Raw genomic sequence first — 18,691 nt, 5'->3', positions numbered from 1 at the left:
CTCAGGTGCGCTCCCCGTTGATGGAAACCGGGCCATACGGGTAGGCCTGGCCGTTCTGGTTCACGAAGTCCATGAAATCGGCGCGCGCGCCGGGAAAACCGATCATCTTCCACGCGCCCATGCCACGGTTGCCGCCGTGCACCGGGTCGCAGAAATAGCCTTCGCGCGTGTTTTGAAGCAACTGCCCGAAGAATGCAGCGGCCGGCACGTCGCCGAGGTCGGCCTGACCCGATTCCAGCGAGGCGAGCACCGTGTCGCGCGTGGCGTCATTGAGCGCGGCGAACGGTTCGCCGTGCGCCTTGATGCAATAGCGATCGACACTGGCGATGCCGAGCCTGTAGATATCACGCGGTACGAGCTTCAGTTGATAGCCGAGTTCAGGTGCACCCTGCTGAAACGGGCCTTGCATGTACCAGGTCGCGCCGTGCGCGTAGGGCGTGTCCATCTGCCGGTCGATGAACTCGGGCACACCGAGATCCAGCGCGCCGGGACCTTCGTCGTCGTGTGGAATCAGGCGATCCACGGCTGCGTTGATGAAGCGCCATTCGTTCGTGTCGAAGAACTTCGGCTTGTATGGCGTAGCCGCCACGGCGGCCGATGCGCCTGACGGCGACGCTTCGGACGAGGTGGATGAGCGCGGTTCGCAAGCCGCCAGCGAGGCGACCGGCACGATGGCCACGGAGGAGCGAAGGAAACGGCGCCGGCTGACGTCAGGTTGATCGGACATGGAGCGTGTCCTCCTGTTGTGATCGGGGGAGCAGGAGCATTCGGCGCCGGTCGCGGCGCATGTGCGACGTCGCTTTGCGCGACGTCATTGTGCAGCAGGAATTTAAGTTTGTCGGTTTCCATGTGCACGTGGCGTCGGTATCGGGTATGCGGGATGACTTCGACAAGGCGAGCTGTTTGCTGTTTCAGCGCGGTTTTCGCTCGCAAAGAAACTCATCGGCAAGCAGAAATGCATACGGCATCCCGGTTGCTGATCGGCAGAGAAGCTATCGTGAGTTCAACAGATCAAACCGTGTCGACCGTGCCCTGGAGTTTAGCCATGGTCGAAGAGACGTGCTTCGAAGCTTGCCGGACGAGTACCCTTGGGGCGGCACATAACAGTATGTGCAAGGGTATAGGCTTTGCCACGTTGTTGGAAGGTGGTCACATGCGCGTTGCGCAGGGCCATCATTCAACAACGGCAGGTATTGAAAGAATTCAAGGTTGTTCATCCATCTACCGGCGATGGTGCATCAGGATCGTCGCTAGTCTTTTGCGGATCCATCCGGCAGCTTGGCGCACGGCAGAGAACCGAACATGTGCTGACTGCATTTCGCTTCGCGCCATGCTGCTTTCAGCTTGATACCGGACATCATACGGCGCGCGACGGGAAGGATCTGCTCGCCAGCCAGCATGCCGAGCAGGCCGGCCAGCGCAATGGTGGGCGGAGCAGGGGAATTAACGCCGATCGTATGGTAGACCACACCGGCCAGTATGCCAGTGAGCAGTGAATAGACATAAGGTTTCATGATGCGGGTTCCATTAACGGTCGACCGGCGACAGACAGAACACTGTGAATGTTCTGGAAGCGTATCGGGTTTGACGGAATAAAAAAAGGGCAAACATCCGTTTAAACATGCAAATCCAGGCATCGCTTGAATTCCATTTGTTCGATGTTCATTTTTTGAATTTGCGTGTTAAATGACTACGGCTGGAGGACGCAATTCCCGGCGTATTACCCACTCGACTCATTCCGGTTACTCCGGAGTGACGGCATACCTCTATCTGCGGATCAAAGGAAATATTCGTCATGAGCAATCCGAAGCTTGAAGTACTCACTCCGCAAAACAGCCAACTGATCATCATCGATCAGCAGCCGCAGATGGCCTTTGGCGTGCAGTCAATCGACCGGCAAACGCTGAAAAACAACGTCGTCGCGCTGGCCAAGGCGGCCAGGGCGTTTGATATCCCCACTACGATCACGACGGTCGAGACGGAGAGTTTCTCCGGGTTCAGCTATCCCGAAGTGCTTGACGTATTCCCGGGCCAGAAACTGCTTGAGCGTACGTCGATGAACTCGTGGGACGACCAGAAGGTACGCGACGCGCTTGCTGCGAACGGCCGCAAGAAGGTGGTCGTGTCGGGCCTCTGGACGGAGGTCTGCAATAACACGTTTGCCCTGTGCGCAATGCTGGAGGGCGGCTACGAGATCTACATGGTGGCCGATGCGTCGGGCGGTACATCGAAAGAAGCGCATGACTATGCGATGCAGCGCATGATCCAGGCGGGGGTCGTACCCGTCACCTGGCAGCAGGTCATGCTCGAATGGCAGCGCGACTGGGCACGCAGGGAAACCTACGATGCGGTCATGGCAATCGCGAAGGAGCACTCGGGCGCCTATGGCATGGGAATCGACTATGCCTACACGATGGTCCACAAAGCCCCGCAGCGTGCCGCCACATCGCACGAGGCGCTTCCCGCCGTGCCGGCGATCTGATTGCGCTCACGGCGATTTCCGAGGTTGATTTGTCGATAGCCGATTCGGCGTTTTCCTGGCGAAGGCGTTGCGTCGGCTGAGACTGTCTGCCGTTTCGTGACGGGCACCTCGACGTTGCGCGAGGCGCACCGGCCGGATGCCGTGCAAGGCATTCGCTTGTGATGCCGCGACACGCGTTGCGGCAGCGCCGCCCTAATACAGGTCACGATTTCCGGTTGAGAAGATCGGCACGTCGACAACATAAGCATCAAATGGCTAGGCATTTTCCCAATCACGTAGCACTGCAAAATTAAGCAATTACGGATCGAATCAAGATGCAGGTTGAGCGAGCAGGGATGCAATGACCCGTTTTCCAGCTTCCCCGGAGGGAATGATCGTATGAAATCGTATCTGGTATCGCTTGGTGCGGGCGTGCTGATAGGCGTGATCTACAGCGCCTTGAAGGTCCGCTCGCCCGCGCCGCCACTGGTTGCCCTCATTGGCCTGCTCGGCATGTTGATCGGCGTGCAGGCTATTCCGAGTCTCAAGCCGTTGGTCGGTCTTTAAACGAAATGAGCGAAGCGAGGACACCCCCATGAGTACAATCGCAGCCCAACCCGATCTCATTCTGTATAACGGACGGTTCACCACATTGGACCGCTCGAATCCGGGTGCCACTGCAGTGGCGATTGCCGATGGCCGCTTCGTCGCCGTCGGCAGCGATGCCGATATCGTGCCGCTCGCGGGCGGCGCGACGAAGCGCATCGATCTCGGTGGTCGTCCTGCGTTGCCCGGCCTGATCGACAATCACCTGCATCTGATTCGTGGCGGCCTCAACTACAACATGGAGTTGCGTTGGGATGGCGTGCGCTCGCTCGCCGTCGCCATGGAAATGCTCAAGCAGCAGGTGGCGATCACGCCTGCGCCGCAATGGGTGCGCGTGGTCGGTGGCTTCACCGAGCACCAGTTCGCGGAAAAACGCCTGCCGACAATCGAGGAACTCAACGCGGTCGCGCCCGATACACCCGTGTTCATCCTCCATCTTTACGACCGTGCGCTGCTCAACGCTGCCGCGCTGCGCGTCGTCGGCTACACGAAGGACACACCGGAGCCGCCGGGCGGCAAGATTCTGCGCGATGCGGCGGGCAATCCCACGGGCCTGCTGCTGGCTAATCCGAATGCCGCGCTCCTGTATGCGACGCTTGCGAAAGGCCCCAGGCTGCCGCTGGAGTATCAATACAATTCGACCCGGCATTTCATGCGTGAACTCAACCGGCTGGGCGTAACCGGCGCGATCGACGCGGGAGGCGGTTCGCAGAATTATCCGGAGGATTACGAGGTCATCAGCAAGCTGCACGAGGCGGGCGAGATGACTGTGCGTGTCGCGTACAACCTGTTCACCCAAAAACCGAAGGCAGAGAAAGAGGACTTCGTGAACTGGACCCGCACGGTCAAGTATCACGATGGCACGGATTACTTCCGCCATAACGGCGCCGGTGAAATGCTCGTGTTTTCCGCGGCCGACTTCGAGGACTTCCGTGTTGCGCGCCCGGATCTGTCGCCGGAGATGGAGGGCGAACTCGAAGGCGTGGTGCGCGTGCTCGCGCAGAATCGCTGGCCCTGGCGGTTGCACGCCACCTACGACGAAACCATCAGTCGCGCACTCGATGTATTCGAAACGGTCAACAAGGACGTTCCGCTCGACGGCATCAACTGGTTCTTCGATCACGCGGAGACTGTCTCCGAACGTTCGATGGACCGCATCGCGGCGCTCGGCGGCGGCATCGCGGTTCAGCACCGGATGGCGTATCAGGGCGAATACTTCGTCGAGCGATATGGTGCGGTCGCGGCGGAAGCGACACCGCCTGTCGCGAAGATGCTGGAAAAGGGGTTGAAGGTCTCCGCGGGCACCGATGCGACGCGTGTGGCTTCGTATAACCCGTGGGTGTCGCTTGCGTGGCTGGTGAGCGGCAAGACGGTCGGCGGAATGCGGATGTATCCGCAACGTAATCTGCTCGACCGCGAGACGGCGCTGCGCATGTGGACGGAGTACGTGACCTGGTTCTCGAACGAAGAAGGCAAGAAGGGGCGCATTGCGGTCGGGCAGCTAGCCGATCTGATCGTGCCGGACCGCGACTTCTTTTCGTGTCCCGAGGACGATATTGCAGACACAACCGCATTGCTGACGGTCGTTGGCGGAAGAATCGTCTGGGGTGCCGGCCCGTTCTCGCAATACGACGCACCGATTCCGCCTGCGATGCCCGACTGGTCGCCGGTGCGACAGTATGGCGGCTACGGCGGCTGGGGCGCGACGCAGCGCAACGGCGCGCCGTTGCAGCGTGCCGCTGCGGCGGCGATGTGCGGATGCGCAAGCGCGTGCAATGTGCATGGTCACGCACATGCGGGTGCGTGGAGTAGTGCATTGCCGACGTCGGACGTGAATGGTTTCTGGGGGGCGTTGGGCTGCTCCTGCTGGGCAATCTGATATGGCGGCGATGGCCGTGCCCGATCGACCAAACAGTACGATGAATCAACAAGGGAATTCAGTTATGAAGACAATTCGCGCGGCATGGGTTGCCGCGATGATCGCGGGCGGACTCGCTGCCGTGCCGGTGGCGTTCGCGAAGCCGCCGGCGATCGCAGCCGGGACGCCATCCGTTGCCGTGGGGCCGCAATACGACACGACGCATGTGTACGTCTCGCCAGAGGATTATGACCGCTTCACCGACAGTGTTGTCGCGACGTTCGGCGGCAGCAAATCGAAGCAGGGTGTCTTCCAGGTTACGCCCACGCCGAGTCAGACGATGTCGCAACTCGTGTTCACGCCGGTGGGCACGATTTCCGTGTTTGGCTTCAAGACGCCCATACCGTACCCGTTCGGAACGGAACGTACGGGTTACCTCGTCACGGACATGGACGCAGCCGTGAAAGCGGCGCGTGCGAATGGCGCGGACGTGATCGTTGATCCGTTTCCGGACCCGATCGGCCGCGACGCGATTATCCAGTGGCCGGGCGGCATGAATATGCAGCTCTACTGGCATACCCAGGCGCCGCACTACGATGCGCTTCAGACCGTTCCCGAGAACCGCGTCTACGTTTCACCGCAAAACCTGCACAAGCTGGTTCACGATTTCGTCAAGTTTTCACACGGCAAGGTGGTCTCGGATGTGCCCGCCGCACCCGGCATCGAAATCGGGCGGCCGAGCGATACCTATCGCCGCATTCGAATCGAATCGGGCTTCGGCAAGATGACCGTTCTCGTGACGGATGGCCATCTGCCGTACCCGTTCGGGCGGGAAACGACAGGCTACGAAGTATCGAATCTGGACGAGACGCTGCAGAAGGCGAAGGCTGCCGGCGTGAGCGTACTGGTGCCGCCGTTCACATCGGACGGACGCGAAGCCGCGATTGTCCGGTTCCCGGGTGGTTACATCGCTGAAATCCACGCTGGCATGGCGAAATGAAATCCGAGGACACCGTCCTTGCCGCCATTGCCGGTTTTGTCGATACGCTGAGCTTCGTTGCATTGTTCGGACTGTTCACCGCGCACGTGACGGGTAACTTCGTGCTGATTGGCGCTGGCGTTGCAGGTTTCGGCCGGGGCGTTCTGCTCAAACTGATGGTGTTTCCTGCTTTCATCGTCGGAGTCGTTCTCAGCAGTTTGCTCGTGCGGTCGCTGTCGGAGCGGCATGCACGCCAGGGTGCGCGCGTGCTGCATGCGGTACAGGCGGTGCTCATGTTCGGCTTTTGTTTCGCCGGTGTCTGGGCGACGCCGATCAGCCAGCCCGACAGTCTGCCGGCGATGATGGCGGGCATGGTCGGGGCGATCGCGATGGGCGTGCAGAACGCGCATCCGCGTTTGATCCAGCGCCCCGGCGTGCCGAATACGGTGATGACGGGCAACGTCACACAGGCGATCCTGGACGCAGTCGACCTGCTGTCCACGGGCACGGAGGCCGGTGTGCGCGCGGCGGCACGCGCGCGATTCGCCAGCATGATGCCAGCTATCGTTGCGTTCGCAACGGGCGCGGTCGCAGGCGCGCTGAGTCTGCGTTACCTGGGCTTCTGGGCGTTGCTCGCACCTGCCTGCGCACTCCTGGGGCTGGTGCTGATGACCGGAGAGCACGATCGCGCGACCTCACCGCGGCGCGCATGATTTTGCGGGGCTGGGAGGAGCCGCCCCGATTTCATTAGCCGCACGAAATGACGGACAAATATAACCACGTACCCACAACGGCAGAGGAAATCATGGCGTCAACGACGAGGTACGGGCGCCGATTCGAAAAAGCGGCGAGCGTTACTGCTATCGCCGGTGTGCTGCTGGCAGGGACTGACGTCGCACGCGCGGATACGGTTCCACCACCCGCAGCAGCGATGAACCTCGCGGACGATACGGGTGCAGGTGCTTCGGCGGGCACGGAGACATCGATATCCGTGTGCGATGTCAAACGCCCTGCCGTGCTGTTCAATCGCTGGCAGGAAGACTGGTCGGTTCTTGCGGATCCCTGCGTTCCCCGCGAGCCGCTGGACGGTCTGAAGTACGTCCCCCTCGGCGAGGACCGTGCTTCCTGGTTGTCTCTGGGTGTGAATCTGCGCGAACGCGTCGAAACCAACAATGCGCCGTTGTTCGGAATCGGCACCGCGCAGTCGGACACATATTTGATCCAGCGCATCGAAGTCCATGCAGACGCGCATCTCGCCGAGCATTGGCAGTTCTTCGTGCAACTCCAGGATGCACGCGCGTTTGGCAAGAACATGGTCACGCCGGTGGACAAGAATCCGCTCGATCTGGAGCAGGCATTCGTGACCTATACGGGCACGCTCGGCAGCGGCACATTCAAGTTTCGCGTTGGCCGCCAGCAAATGGCATTCGATCTGCAGCGCTTCATTTCCGTGCGCGACGGGCCGAATGTGCGTCAGGCGTATGACGCAATCTGGGCAGACTATGAATACCAGAAGTGGCGCTTCATCGCCTACGCCACACAGCCTGTGCAGAACCGCGATGAAACGGCGTTCGACGACGTGTCGAACCGCGATCTGACGTTCAGCGGAGTGCGTTTCGAGCGCCAGTCGGTGGGACCGGGCGATTTGTCGGGCTACTGGTCGCGCTACAACCGTAGCAATGCAAGGTTTCTCGATGCGAATGGCGTCGAGCGCCGCGACGTCTGGGACATGCGCTATTCCGGTACGCGTGATCGCTTCGACTGGGACGTCGAGGGCATGCTTCAGACAGGGACCGTGGGCGGCAACACAATCCTTGCGTGGGCAATGGGTTCGATTGCGGGCTACACGCTCGACCTGCCGTGGTCGCCACACGTCGCGCTGCAGATCGACGCGGCTTCGGGCGACCGCCATCCGCACGATGGTCGTGTGGAGACGTTCAACTCATTGTTTTCGAACGGCTATTATTTCACGCTCGCAGGCTACACCGGCTATTCGAATCTTGTTCACATCAAGCCGTCCATCACACTCAAGCCGACGGCGAATCTCGCGCTACTCGGCGCGCTGGGTTTTCAGTGGCGCGAGACGACCGGCGACGCCGTCTATCAGCAGGCGAATCAGGCCGTGCCGGGTACCGCTGGCAAGGGCAGTCTGTGGACCGGGATGTACGTGCAGTTGCGTGCGGACTGGACGATTGCGGCAAACCTGATCGGATCGGTCGAAGCCGTGCACTTCCAGGTGGGCAACGCGATCCGCCAGGCGGGCGGGCACAACGCCGACTACGCCGGATTCGAACTGAAATATGGATGGTAAGCCCCGCAAGCGCATGAGCATTGGCAGAGCTATTTTCCTGGCGGGGCATTGGACGTGCAGATCGAGATTGTGCAAACTTCCCGACACGGGCGCCAGGTGGTCGTCACGCGTCAACGTGAGCCCATGGCGCCGCCGCGAGGCACTCCGCCAGATAATTCAGTAACGCGGTGACCCGTGCTGGGCGCAGGATGTTCGGCGGAGTCACGAGATTCACGTTAATTTGACTGATCCTCCAGTCTGGAAACACATCGATCAGTTGCCCCTGTTTGATCGCGTCCCATACAAGAAATTCAGGTTGTAAGGCGAGGCCCTGGGCCGCCAGAAGTGCTGGACCGATCACGTCCGCGTTGTTGCTACGAATTCTGCCCTTTATCGCTACGCAACATTCCTCGCCGGATACATGCCGGAATTGCCATGACTCGGGCGTGGGCAGATTCGTATAGATAAGACACTCGTGTTGTGCGAGGTCTCGTGGATGTACGGGTCGTCCGCTACGTTCGAGATACTCCGGGGCGGCTACCAGCGGTCGATTAACGACGCAGAGCCGGCGTGAGCGCAAAGACGAATCGCCAAGCTCCGCGATGCGGATGGCTACGTCGAAGCCGCCGGCCATCACATCGACAATCTGATCGGTCAGGGAGAGGTCGACATTCACTTCTGGATAGCGGTCAAGGAACGTGGGGATCAGCGGTGCCAGATACCGGATTCCAAATGACATCGGCGCGGTAATGCGCACCATGCCTCGCGGCTGTATCGCTTGCGCGGACGCCTCGGCTTCCACAGTTTCGCCTTCGGTCAGGATGCGCAGGGCCCGTGCTCGGGCAAGTTCACCCGTTGGCGTCAGAGAAAGCTGGCGCGAGCTGCGGTAGAGGAGTGCCGTGCCAAGCCGGCGCTCGAGACGGGAAATGGCTTTTGATACCGTTGGCTGGGAGATGCCAAGCGAGTCTGCGGCTTTGGCGAAAGAACCGGCTTCGACAACGCGCGCGAAGATTGCCCACGCTTCAAGGTCAGGGAGTGTTTGCATATAAAAATAGAATTAATGCTATTTCGTTTTTTCGATGTTACTTGAAGAGGGTTCTCATGGTATCGCGATGCTGAAGATTTGCATGAGCCCCGGCGGGCGGCATCATTCATGCCGTATTCCCGTCGCGCCGGGGCCTGCTACCGAACGTGCGTCTGCTAAGCGACTATTGGGTGGAGCGCATTCGCGTAGAGCGGTGCGAGCCGATCTGCTCAATTGCGGCGCGTGTAGCCACCATCCCTCGCGCCAGTGAGTTCGCCGAAGCGGCCGCTATTGAAATCGGCCATCGCCTCGTGAATCTGCCGCTCGCTGTTCATCACGAACGGACCATAAGCGACCACGGGCTCGTCGATCGGCTCGCCGGACAACCACAGCACGCCTGCCTCGCCGTCTGCCTCGATCTCGACCACGGTGCCAGTGCGATCGAAATGGACAAGCTGCCCATCGCGCGCGACTGTCTCCCCGTTGATCTTGACCGTGCCGCGCAATATCACGAGCGCAAGCGTGTGACCGTCGTGCGCTTCGAACCGGACCGTATGGCCCGCGTTCAGGCGAATGTCCCACACGTCGATCGGCGTGAACGTATGCGAGGGGCCGAGGCTGCCAGCGAATTCGCCCGCGATCACGCGCAGCTGGCCTGCTTGCTCCGGCAACGCCACCGACGGGATATCCGCATTGAGCAGGGTCTGGTAGCCGGGGGCGCTCATCTTGTCTACGGCCGGCAGATTCACCCACAGCTGGACCATTTCGATGGTGCCGCCGCGCTTTGTGAACGCGTGGGAATGGAATTCCTCATGGAGGATGCCGGCGCCGGCCGTCATCCACTGCACATCGCCGGGGCCGATCAGGCCACCGGCACCGGTCGAATCCTTGTGCTCAAGTTCTCCCTGGTACACGATCGTCACGGTTTCGAAACCGCGGTGCGGGTGCTGGCCGACGCCACGTGGATGGGCGGCTGGGCCGAACTCGGTCGGTACGGCGTGGTCGAGCAGCAGGAACGGGCTAAGAGCCGCCTTGCCCAGGTCCTGATAGCTGAACAGCGAGCGCACGGGGAAACCATCACCGACCCAATGCTGCGGCGGCGCGTTGTGGACACCGAGGATTTTCTTCATGGCCATCTCCAGAAATCATTGATTGCCGAGCGTCAAGCGCTTCGATGCGGAGAAGATAGAGTCGAGCGACGGTTGAGACAAGGAGGCCTGCTGCAACAGTGCGGTGCGGTAATACAGTCGCTTCGCCAGACGCCTCGATTGTTTTGGGGTGGCCTCATGCATTGGTCGAAAACACAGTCTTACGCCTACCCGTTGGTTTAAGCGGGTGACTTGTTTCCGGACATTCAGGGGCGCTGCTCCATGTACATCTTCCCAAAGTTATCATTCGTTTCCCGTCTTCCTTTATTGAAACGACTCGGTTGGTCTATGTCCGGCAGGTTATTTCGATCGTTCACCTGCTGAGAAGGTTCAAAAGCACAAACACGCGGTTCGCTTCAGTGAAACGATGCACGCGATATTTCAGATCTTTCACTGCAATGCATATTTCTGTTTTATCGAACACCGCGTTCGACGAATGCCTATCACCGCATTTATGTTGCTCGTGTATTCTTCGTTGAGGAAGGTCTGTAAGCATTTTCCAGGATCACGCCATACGTTAGCAATGCAATCACGTATCTGTCGCCGCATATCGCCGGATTCGATGCGACCGTGATGATGGCGCTACGCGTTCACGTCGGCCTTTAACGCTTCGCTCGGCTACGCATATGTGCGCGACCGTTCGGGGAAAGGGATTCACATTGCGCGGGGTGAACGTGACCGGCTTGCCGCCGACGTGGCCCGGCGCGCCGGTGCGTGGTGTGCAGATCGGTATGCTCGACCGCTTCCAGGTAGTCTGAATGGCATGGTCGCAAGGAATACTTTGAAGGATGCAGTGGGTCGGTGCGTTTGTTGGGGGATCGGTTTTGTACCGGTCAGCAATCAATCGCTTCACGGAGAGGCAAAATGCAAAACGAGCTCAGCAGAAAAGGCACTCAGCGGCATTCGTGGCTTCGCTGGAGAAACCCATCCATTGTTACTGCAGTCGTGCTGATGGGCGGCGTCATGGCAGCAGGTCCCGCCTCGGCGCAAAGTGCAAACGACTGGCCGATGGCAGGACGGACTGCCTACAACACGCGCAGCGCATCGGGCGAGCGCGCGGTCGGGTTGAACAACGTGGAGAAACTCGCTCCGCGCTGGACGCTCGACACGGATGGAAACGTGTCCGCTACGCCGGCGGTGGTCGATGGCGTCGTTTATTTTCCGGATTTTGGCGGCACGCTTTGGGCTGTCGATGCTGCGACCGGGCAAGTGAAGTGGAAAAAGAAGGTCAGCGATCTTAGCGGCATTCCAAATGACGCATCGCGCACCACGCCCGCGTATTGGAAAGGCATGCTGGTGATCGGCCAGGGCACGCAGATCGCCAACAACAAGACCGGGGCCTACCTCATCGCGGTCAAGGCCGATGACGGTTCACTGCTGTGGCGCACCCAGGTTGAAACGGAGCCGACCGCCATCGTCACCAGTTCGGCCGTCGTCGACAATGGTGTCGTCTACGCCGGGATGTCGTCGCGGGCCGAGGCACTGGACGAAACACCGCACTACCGCGGCAGCGTCGTCGCGCTAGATGCAACGACCGGCAAGCTGCTCTGGAAAACGTACATGGTGCCCGAAGGCTATACGGGCGGTTCGGTCTGGGGCAACACGCCCGCTATCGATCACGAAACAGGCCTGCTGTACGTCACGACGGGCAACAACTTCTCGGTCCCGGAAGGCGTTTGCCGATATCCGACACAAGAGAACTGCACCACGGATGCGCCCGATAATCACATCGACAGCTTCGTGGCGCTCAACCTGAAGACCGGAAAAATCGCGTGGGCCACACGCACGCTGCCCGCCGACATGTCGACGAACTTCGACCACAAGGATGGCCCCGATTACGATTTCGGTTCGGGGCCCAACCTGTTCACGACGACGATCAGCGGACATAAGCGGACGCTGGTTGGCGCGGGTCAGAAGAGCGGCGCCTACTGGGCGCTCGATCCGAAGAGCGGCAAGGTCGTGTGGCATGCCCAGGTCGGCCCCGGCAGTCTGCTCGGCGGGATGTTGTGGGGGACCGCGGCCGACGGCAAGCGGATTTATGTGTCGATTGGCAACCTGAACAAGGAATCCATCACTGTCGATTCACCGAAGGGCACGACGACGACAAAGGGCGGAATCTGGGCGGCCGTTGATGCGGCGACGGGCAAAGTGCTCTGGCGCACGGCCGATCCGCAGCAGATGATGGACACCGTTGCGATGTCCGAGGCCAACGGCGTGGTCTATGCGGGCTCGCTCGCAGGCAGCGGCGCGAACATGTATGCACTCGATGCGGCCACCGGTGAAATCAAGTGGAGCTTCGAGAGCGGCGGTGCTGTCGTTGCCGGTGCGGCGATCGTCGACGGAACGGTGTATTGGGGAACGGGGTATCACACCAAGATCCTCGGACTTCCTTATGCCGGAGACAAGCACAAGTTTTACGCATTTGCCGTAGCAAAACAGTAGCGTCGAACGAAGTCCAATTCGCCGGTGACATTTTTCGAATGCTGAACCGGATTACCAGAAAGATCTGGCACACAGGATGAGACTTCGCTAGCAGAGCGGAAAATCGGCCGGCCCAACGTTTTAGCGGGCCGGCCGATTCCTGGATAACTTCTACGGTGGATTTGTATTGGGGTTTCTGGTTTGACTCACACGATTTGCACGGTAAAGGCCTGACCGGGTAATCGGGCTTTCGCTGCAGATGTTATGAACGCTTCGGGGCAGGCGTCAACTTCGGCGCATAACCGATGATGCCCGTCTTCCGGATGATGTCGATGTGCGAAGGCGTTATTGCCCGAGGTTCGCGCCCGGCTTGCCGGGTGCGATATCGAGATCGGGGTGTGGTGAGTACAGCGCTGTTTCGTCGATGAAAAAGCACTGTTTCAATATTGCCTGCTACTCATCGACGATCCTTCACCCTACACTGTCAAGCCGTCCTGCGGGTCGAATGCGGAAAGTGCCAATTCGGTGAACGGAAATGGCGCCTCGGAACAGCAAGGCACGCGGACTACTGTGCGATATCCGGTCGCCAAATCCCTCGCGGCCAATCCGTCTACAGGCTAACGGGCCACCCGCTACTGCGTGAGAAAAGAAGTTGAAAGACGCACTCGTATTAATCGCCGCCTTTTGTGCGCTCTCGCTTGCTTCGGCAGACGCGGCCGCCGACACATTCGGCGTACAGGTCGCGGCAGGTGTCGCCGACCATGACGTCAGGAAGACCGATTTCGGAATCGCATGGGACCCGGGCCTGCAGTGGTGGCAGATCGGAGCCTGGCACTTCACGGTGGTGCCTGAAGTTCACGTGGCTTACTGGAACGTTCGCGAAAGTCATTCCGTTAATCCAGCCATCTGGGAATTCGGCGCCACACCGGTATTTCGATTCGTCCGCTCTACAGGGTGGATTCGCCCCTATGTCGAAGCCGGCGTGGGTGTCCGCCTTCTTTCACATGTCCGCGAGACGGATGACCGTACATTCTCCTCATCGTTTCAGTTTGCCGACATGGTTGGCGTCGGCGCGCAGTGCGGTGCACACCAAAACTACCTTGTTGGGCTGCGATTTCAGCATGTATCCAATGCTGGCCTCAAACATCCCAATCCGGGCGCCAACTTCAGCCAGGTGTATTTCCAATACAACTTCTGATTGTCGTTCAATTGACCTTTGAAGAGCCTGTTCATCGGGGAGTATCCCGGCAGTTTCCACAGCGGCTGATGCTCTGCTGCATCCCATCGCGCCATCGGCGCTGATCCATGATGCTGCAGCTACGGGCGGTTGCCCAACCGACCGGCTCCTGGAACGATGAACGCGCAACCAGGGCTGCGCTTTCATCGTTGGCGTGATGGCAAGGTCATCAGGACTTTCTCGGCGGTGATGCAACCTTGGCCGTCATTCCTTTTCCGATCCCCGGTCCACTGTCCTCCGGCTATTACGGCAATTGCTGCTTACGAGAAGATGGCAGAGTGCCCGGCACCCGTATTCGACTGAAAACGGCCGTAGCCATATCCCAGCACGGCACCCCAAATAAGGTGCATCACCAGGGCCATGACGGGTGCCATCATGCCCAGCGCCAACCCGAACAGGCCGGCACCGGCCATCGGCATCGGCCCGACCATCATCGTCAGCCAGGCCAGCACGGAGAACGACATACCCTTGACCGACGCCCTGCGGCCAGGCAGCTTGTCGAACAGCAGCGCAAACAGGATGCCCCACGCGACGGTGCCGATCATGAAATGCGCCACCCAGCCGACCATCGGCGAGGCCGGCATTCCCATTTGCGCGTGCGCCATGTCGGTGAGCATGGCGATCGGATTCAATGCGGGCATAAGACCCATGGCCCCCTTCATCAGCATCAGCAGCGACAGTGCCGCCGTGGCGACAAAGCCAGCCGTCATCGAGCGAATGTAGCGGTTCATGATTTTCAAGTTCCTCCTGGTTAGGGACTGGCGATCCCGGGTTGGGATGGAAGCGCTTCTGGCTTCCACTTGCCCTATAGAGGCGCTGAATTGCGAAAGCGGTTCGCGGGGTTCGCTAAATTGCTACGCTGCGTTGGTGCCGCGGAGCATCTCGGCGTATTCGATCAGGTCCACCGGGGCCGGAGGTGTCAGCGACGTGCGTGCGACCGTGGCTGCTTGATCGCACCAGAGTGAGGCTCAAGGACGACGCTTCTCTTCTGGATGCTCGCTGGCAGATTAATCGTCAAATATCCGAATTAAACCGGTAATCCGCCCGATCGTGATTTCTCGAATCGCACCGTGCCGAGTGACGCTTCGAGTTCGCGAATGCGGCGAGCAATTATGGTGTGGTCCACATCAAGCCGCTTCGCGGCGGCACTTGCCGTGCGCGCTCGCGCCAAAGCGAGAAAGCAGCGCAGATCGTCCCAATTGACTCCCTGAAAATCGCTTGTGGATTTTTGCATATCGGATGGGCTTTTAAGTCCATTTCCCGTGGAAATTCGAGAAACTATACTCGGTCACACGCTGAGCTTGAAGGACCGGCGCCAACGAGATCGATGCACGTACATCGAACAATTATGGAGACTTCATGGACTTTCATTCCGCCGAGTCGAGCATGCCCGCAAGCATGCCGGCTTCACGCAAATCGGTGAGGCACTACGTGCTCGCTGGCTGGGCGAGCATGGCTGGCACGACCATCGAGTGGTACGACTTCTTTCTGTATGGGACGGCTGCCGCGCTCATCTTTAACAAGGTCTTCTTTCCAACTCTGGATCCGATTCTCGGAACTCTCGCCGCTTTCGGGACCTATGGCGTTGGATTTATCGGACGGCCGATGGGTGGCATCGTGTTTGGTCATTTCGGCGATCGTATTGGCCGAAAGTCGATGCTGATGGCCACATTGCTGCTGATGGGGGGGCCGAGTATTGCCATTGGCCTGATCCCTTCATATCAGAGCATTGGCTACTGGGCAGCGGCAGCGCTGGTCGCGATGCGGTTTCTGCAGGGCATGGCGGTGGGCGGTGAGTGGGGCGGGGCGGTATTGATGGCCGTCGAGCATGCGCCGCCAGGCATGAAGGGCTTCTTCGGCAGCCTGCCGCAAGCGGGTGTGGGCTTCGGGTTAATTCTTTCCTCGGTGGCCATGGCGGCGGTTGCCGTGTTGCCCGAACCGGATCTGCTGGCGTGGGGATGGCGCATTCCGTTTCTCGCGAGTGTCGTGCTGCTGGTGGTCGGCTGGGTTATCCGGGCCAAGGTTCCTGAATCGCCGGACTTCGAGCGGATGAAGCGTGAGGGGCCGCCTGTAAAGGCGCCGGTCGTCGACGTGATCCGGCGGTACCCTCGCACGCTGCTGCTGATCATCGGGGCGCGTACCGCGGAGAACACGTGGTTTTATCTGGTCGTTGCCTTTGCACTTGCTTACGCGGCGAACCAGCTGAAGATCCCGAAAACGGACGTTCTCCACGCCATTACGGCGGGTGCCGTGCTATCGCTTGTCACGATGCCACTCGCCGGATACCTGAGCGACAAGATCGGACAAAAGCGCCTATTCATGATCGGGCTGGTGCTGATGTGCCTGTTCGCCGCGCCGTTCTTCACCATGCTCGAAACGCGCGACCACACGACGGTTTGGTGGGCCATGGTCCTCGGCGTCGGCGTCGTGTTTCCAATTCTCTATGCACCCGAGTCGCAGCTTTTTGCCGTGCAATTTCCGGCCGAAATCCGGTACAGCGGCATTTCCGTGTCCGTCCAGGTAGCGGGTGTCCTGGGTGGGGGAATCGCACCGATGATTGCAACGGCACTGCTGGCCTCCGGTGGCGGTAGTCCTCATTACGTTGTCGCCTACATGATCGCTTTGGGAGTGATTGCGTTTATCTGCACCCTCTGCATGCGGGTCGGCACGCACAGCACGCCGTCGCGCTGACATCAGAATTTCCCGCTTCCCTTTAGTTGTTCGTCAATATCGGTGGCACCGTCTCGCCACCGAAGCGCAAAGAGAGTCAATCATGAACGCAGTCGCAAAAGAATTGAATGCAGGTATTCAGAAGGTAAAACTGCTGATTAACGGAGAGTTCGTCGACTCCAGAACAACGGAATGGCGAGAGGTCACCAATCCTGCAACGCAGGAGGTATTGGCATACGTGCCTTTTGCGACGCGGGAAGAGATCGAGGCGGCCGTGCAGTCGGCACACGCTGCCTTTGCCACCTGGAAAAAGACGCCGATCGGCACCCGCATGCGGATCATGCTGAAGCTTCAGGCGTTGATCCGGGAGAACCTGCAACGGATCGCGGTAACGCTAAGCGCGGAGCAGGGCAAAACCATTCCCGATGCCGAAGGCGATGTCTTCCGCGGCCTCGAGGTGGTGGAACATGCGGCATCCATTGGAACGCTTCAGCAGGGCGAATTTTCGGAGAACGTGGCGGGCGCCGTCGACACGTATACGCTGCGCCAACCGGTCGGCGTCTGCGCCGGCATCACGCCGTTCAACTTCCCGGCGATGATTCCGCTGTGGATGTTTCCGATGGCGATCGTGTGCGGCAACACGTTCGTGTTGAAGCCGTCGGAACAGGATCCGCTGTCGACCATGATGCTGGTCGAGCTTGCGCTGCAGGCCGGTGTGCCGAAGGGCGTGCTCAACGTCGTGCACGGTGGTAAGGAAGTGGTGGATGCACTTTGCACGCACGAGCATGTGAAGGCGGTGTCTTTCGTCGGCTCGACCGCAGTGGGCACGCACGTGTACCGCCTCGGCAGTGAGCACGGCAAGCGGGTGCAGTCGATGATGGGCGCAAAAAATCACGCCGTGGTGCTGCCTGACGCCAATCGCGAACACACGCTCAACGCGTTGGCGGGTGCGGGTTTTGGCGCTGCGGGGCAGCGCTGCATGGCGACCTCGGTCGTTGTGCTAGTCGGTTCGTCCGCGCAATGGCTGCCGGAACTGGTCGAAAAGGCGAAGCTGCTGAAAGTCAATGCAGGCAGCGAACCGAATACGGACATCGGGCCGGTGGTGTCGCGGGCCGCAAGGCAACGTGTGCTGGGCCTGATCGAAACGGGTGTGAAGGAGGGCGCGACGCTGCTGCTGGATGGCCGCGACGTGGTTGTCAAGGGATACGAAGACGGCAACTTCATCGGGCCGACGATCTTCTCGGATGTCACGACCGACATGGATATCTACAAGACCGAAATCTTCGGACCGGTGCTCGTGGTACTCCAGGTGGCTACGCTTGACGAGGCGATTGCGCTTGTCAACCGCAATCCGTTCGGTAACGGTGTGGGCCTGTTCACGCAGAGCGGAGCGGCCGCTCGCAAATTCCAGAGCGAGATCGATATCGGCCAGGTCGGCATCAATATTCCGATTCCTGTGCCGGTCCCGTACTTCAGCTTTACCGGTTCACGCGGTTCGAAGCTCGGCGATCTCGGCCCGTACGGCAAGCAGGTTGTGCAGTTCTACACGCAGACCAAGACTGTCACCGCGCGCTGGTTCGACGACGCAACGGTGAACGAGGGCGTCAACACCACTATCAGCCTGCGTTGACCGGTTGTGGGGATGTGGGTACGGGGCAGGTAGCGAAGATCTGCAATAACCTGATTCCTGGTGTCACGATGGCAGGGGTTTCCGAAGCCATGACGCTCGGTGTGGCACTGGCTTTGTCAACTTGACGAGCACAGTCTATGTTTCTGGCTAAACGTAGGTATCCTGATCAGATGGCATGATCGGATTTAGAGTCGACGGTCCAACCATGCCAGACGGCGAGGCGTTTATTGAGTATGGTGCGATGACATACCGCGTTCATCTGATGTCTGGGCAATGCGAAGTGCTGCCGGATCGGTCCGAAACATGAGAGAAAGGCCTGTGTGCGAAATGCGTCGCGAAAACCACACATCTGGCGCTCGCGCCTGCG

16 protein-coding genes and 4 pseudogenes are annotated in these 18,691 nt (G+C 59.8%); 13 read left to right on the top strand and 7 right to left on the bottom strand.

The window, feature by feature from the left end; all coding sequences use genetic code 11:
* Nucleotide 1: 1 nt before the first annotated feature.
* The gene (locus tag ACFPTO_RS18835) at nt 2–727 is read right to left on the bottom strand and encodes a gluconate 2-dehydrogenase subunit 3 family protein (RefSeq protein WP_377713624.1); all 726 of its coding nucleotides are present in this window, start codon (nt 725–727) and stop codon (nt 2–4) included.
* A 523-nt stretch (nt 728–1,250) separates the two neighbouring features.
* Entirely contained in the window at nt 1,251–1,514 is a 264-nt protein-coding gene (locus tag ACFPTO_RS18830) for a XapX domain-containing protein (protein ID WP_377713622.1), read from the bottom strand.
* Between the two features lie 281 nt (nt 1,515–1,795).
* Between ACFPTO_RS18830 and ACFPTO_RS18825 the strand changes: the two genes are divergently transcribed.
* The 6 genes from ACFPTO_RS18825 to ACFPTO_RS18800 all read left to right on the top strand — a co-directional run bounded on the left by ACFPTO_RS18825 (nt 1,796) and on the right by ACFPTO_RS18800 (nt 8,215).
* Nucleotides 1,796–2,482 (top strand): hydrolase, encoded by a 687-nt coding sequence (locus ACFPTO_RS18825; RefSeq protein WP_377713621.1) that lies wholly within the window; start codon nt 1,796–1,798, stop codon nt 2,480–2,482.
* Between the two features lie 378 nt (nt 2,483–2,860).
* Nucleotides 2,861–3,028 carry a DUF1427 family protein gene (locus ACFPTO_RS18820; protein ID WP_377713619.1) on the top strand — a complete coding sequence of 56 codons (168 nt, stop codon included), beginning with the start codon at nt 2,861–2,863 and terminating at the stop codon, nt 3,026–3,028.
* Between the two features lie 28 nt (nt 3,029–3,056).
* On the top strand, nt 3,057–4,946 hold the full coding sequence (locus ACFPTO_RS18815) for an amidohydrolase (RefSeq protein ID WP_377713618.1): 1,890 nt from the start codon (nt 3,057–3,059) through the stop codon (nt 4,944–4,946).
* Between the two features lie 64 nt (nt 4,947–5,010).
* Nucleotides 5,011–5,925 (top strand): VOC family protein, encoded by a 915-nt coding sequence (locus ACFPTO_RS18810; RefSeq protein ID WP_377713616.1) that lies wholly within the window; start codon nt 5,011–5,013, stop codon nt 5,923–5,925.
* Nucleotides 5,922–6,617 (top strand): YoaK family protein, encoded by a 696-nt coding sequence (locus ACFPTO_RS18805; RefSeq protein WP_377713615.1) that lies wholly within the window; start codon nt 5,922–5,924, stop codon nt 6,615–6,617. Before ACFPTO_RS18810 ends, ACFPTO_RS18805 begins: the two co-directional genes overlap by 4 nt.
* 92 nt (nt 6,618–6,709) lie before the next feature.
* Nucleotides 6,710–8,215: an alginate export family protein gene (locus tag ACFPTO_RS18800; protein ID WP_377713613.1), complete on the top strand. Its 1,506-nt coding sequence runs from the start codon at nt 6,710–6,712 to the stop codon at nt 8,213–8,215.
* 103 nt (nt 8,216–8,318) lie between these two features.
* On the opposite strand, the gene ACFPTO_RS18795 is transcribed toward ACFPTO_RS18800, so the two are convergent.
* Nucleotides 8,319–9,239 carry a LysR family transcriptional regulator gene (locus tag ACFPTO_RS18795; RefSeq protein ID WP_377713612.1) on the bottom strand — a complete coding sequence of 307 codons (921 nt, stop codon included), beginning with the start codon at nt 9,237–9,239 and terminating at the stop codon, nt 8,319–8,321.
* A gap of 86 nt (nt 9,240–9,325) precedes the next feature.
* Here ACFPTO_RS18795 and ACFPTO_RS18790 point away from each other — a divergent pair.
* A pseudogene (locus tag ACFPTO_RS18790) lies at nt 9,326–9,430 on the top strand (LysR family transcriptional regulator); the annotation flags it as partial.
* 18 nt (nt 9,431–9,448) lie between these two features.
* Here ACFPTO_RS18790 and ACFPTO_RS18785 read toward each other — a convergent pair.
* The gene (locus ACFPTO_RS18785; RefSeq protein WP_377713610.1) at nt 9,449–10,348 is read right to left on the bottom strand and encodes a pirin family protein; all 900 of its coding nucleotides are present in this window, start codon (nt 10,346–10,348) and stop codon (nt 9,449–9,451) included.
* Between the two features lie 598 nt (nt 10,349–10,946).
* On the opposite strand from ACFPTO_RS18785, the pseudogene ACFPTO_RS18780 reads away from it, so the two are divergent.
* The 3 genes and pseudogenes from ACFPTO_RS18780 to ACFPTO_RS18770 all read left to right on the top strand — a co-directional run.
* Nucleotides 10,947–11,124: pseudogene (locus ACFPTO_RS18780) on the top strand (porin); the annotation flags it as partial.
* Between the two features lie 250 nt (nt 11,125–11,374).
* Complete coding sequence (locus ACFPTO_RS18775) at nt 11,375–12,808, top strand: outer membrane protein assembly factor BamB family protein (RefSeq protein WP_377713609.1); 1,434 nt, start codon at nt 11,375–11,377, stop codon at nt 12,806–12,808.
* Between the two features lie 631 nt (nt 12,809–13,439).
* Entirely contained in the window at nt 13,440–13,985 is a 546-nt protein-coding gene (locus ACFPTO_RS18770; protein ID WP_377713607.1) for an acyloxyacyl hydrolase, read from the top strand.
* A 299-nt stretch (nt 13,986–14,284) separates the two neighbouring features.
* On the opposite strand, the gene ACFPTO_RS18765 is transcribed toward ACFPTO_RS18770, so the two are convergent.
* Both ACFPTO_RS18765 and ACFPTO_RS18760 read right to left on the bottom strand, forming a co-directional pair.
* Nucleotides 14,285–14,755 (bottom strand): DUF6789 family protein, encoded by a 471-nt coding sequence (locus ACFPTO_RS18765; protein WP_377713605.1) that lies wholly within the window; start codon nt 14,753–14,755, stop codon nt 14,285–14,287.
* A 296-nt stretch (nt 14,756–15,051) separates the two neighbouring features.
* Nucleotides 15,052–15,258 carry a LysR family transcriptional regulator gene (locus ACFPTO_RS18760; protein WP_377713603.1) on the bottom strand — a complete coding sequence of 69 codons (207 nt, stop codon included), beginning with the start codon at nt 15,256–15,258 and terminating at the stop codon, nt 15,052–15,054.
* Between the two features lie 152 nt (nt 15,259–15,410).
* On the opposite strand from ACFPTO_RS18760, the gene ACFPTO_RS18755 reads away from it, so the two are divergent.
* From ACFPTO_RS18755 to ACFPTO_RS18745, 3 genes and pseudogenes are all read left to right on the top strand, one after another.
* On the top strand, nt 15,411–16,715 hold the full coding sequence (locus tag ACFPTO_RS18755; RefSeq protein ID WP_377713759.1) for an MFS transporter: 1,305 nt from the start codon (nt 15,411–15,413) through the stop codon (nt 16,713–16,715).
* 82 nt (nt 16,716–16,797) lie between these two features.
* Nucleotides 16,798–18,324: a CoA-acylating methylmalonate-semialdehyde dehydrogenase gene (locus ACFPTO_RS18750; RefSeq protein ID WP_377713601.1), complete on the top strand. Its 1,527-nt coding sequence runs from the start codon at nt 16,798–16,800 to the stop codon at nt 18,322–18,324.
* A gap of 5 nt (nt 18,325–18,329) precedes the next feature.
* Nucleotides 18,330–18,440: pseudogene (locus ACFPTO_RS18745) on the top strand (NAD-binding protein); the annotation flags it as partial.
* A 50-nt stretch (nt 18,441–18,490) separates the two neighbouring features.
* Here the strand turns inward: ACFPTO_RS18745 and ACFPTO_RS18740 are convergent.
* Nucleotides 18,491–18,691 (bottom strand): annotated as a pseudogene (locus ACFPTO_RS18740) (IS6 family transposase); the annotation flags it as partial.

The organism is Paraburkholderia denitrificans (genome assembly GCF_042655705.1).
GTDB classification, from domain to species: Bacteria; Pseudomonadota; Gammaproteobacteria; order Burkholderiales; family Burkholderiaceae; genus Paraburkholderia; species Paraburkholderia denitrificans.
This window is presented reverse-complemented; position numbering and strand designations above follow the sequence as displayed.

Coding starts and splice junctions, on each gene's coding strand:
- ACFPTO_RS18800 (WP_377713613.1), top strand. CDS start 6,710: ATGGCGTCAACGACGAGGTACGGGCGCCGATTCGAAAAAGCGGCGAGC.
- ACFPTO_RS18815 (WP_377713618.1), top strand. CDS start 3,057: ATGAGTACAATCGCAGCCCAACCCGATCTCATTCTGTATAACGGACGG.
- ACFPTO_RS18765 (WP_377713605.1), bottom strand. CDS start 14,755: ATGAACCGCTACATTCGCTCGATGACGGCTGGCTTTGTCGCCACGGCG.
- ACFPTO_RS18810 (WP_377713616.1), top strand. CDS start 5,011: ATGAAGACAATTCGCGCGGCATGGGTTGCCGCGATGATCGCGGGCGGA.
- ACFPTO_RS18830 (WP_377713622.1), bottom strand. CDS start 1,514: ATGAAACCTTATGTCTATTCACTGCTCACTGGCATACTGGCCGGTGTG.
- ACFPTO_RS18785 (WP_377713610.1), bottom strand. CDS start 10,348: ATGAAGAAAATCCTCGGTGTCCACAACGCGCCGCCGCAGCATTGGGTC.
- ACFPTO_RS18760 (WP_377713603.1), bottom strand. CDS start 15,258: ATGCAAAAATCCACAAGCGATTTTCAGGGAGTCAATTGGGACGATCTG.
- ACFPTO_RS18755 (WP_377713759.1), top strand. CDS start 15,411: ATGCCCGCAAGCATGCCGGCTTCACGCAAATCGGTGAGGCACTACGTG.
- ACFPTO_RS18775 (WP_377713609.1), top strand. CDS start 11,375: ATGGCAGGACGGACTGCCTACAACACGCGCAGCGCATCGGGCGAGCGC.
- ACFPTO_RS18820 (WP_377713619.1), top strand. CDS start 2,861: ATGAAATCGTATCTGGTATCGCTTGGTGCGGGCGTGCTGATAGGCGTG.
- ACFPTO_RS18835 (WP_377713624.1), bottom strand. CDS start 727: ATGTCCGATCAACCTGACGTCAGCCGGCGCCGTTTCCTTCGCTCCTCC.
- ACFPTO_RS18750 (WP_377713601.1), top strand. CDS start 16,798: ATGAACGCAGTCGCAAAAGAATTGAATGCAGGTATTCAGAAGGTAAAA.
- ACFPTO_RS18825 (WP_377713621.1), top strand. CDS start 1,796: ATGAGCAATCCGAAGCTTGAAGTACTCACTCCGCAAAACAGCCAACTG.
- ACFPTO_RS18795 (WP_377713612.1), bottom strand. CDS start 9,239: ATGCAAACACTCCCTGACCTTGAAGCGTGGGCAATCTTCGCGCGCGTT.
- ACFPTO_RS18805 (WP_377713615.1), top strand. CDS start 5,922: ATGAAATCCGAGGACACCGTCCTTGCCGCCATTGCCGGTTTTGTCGAT.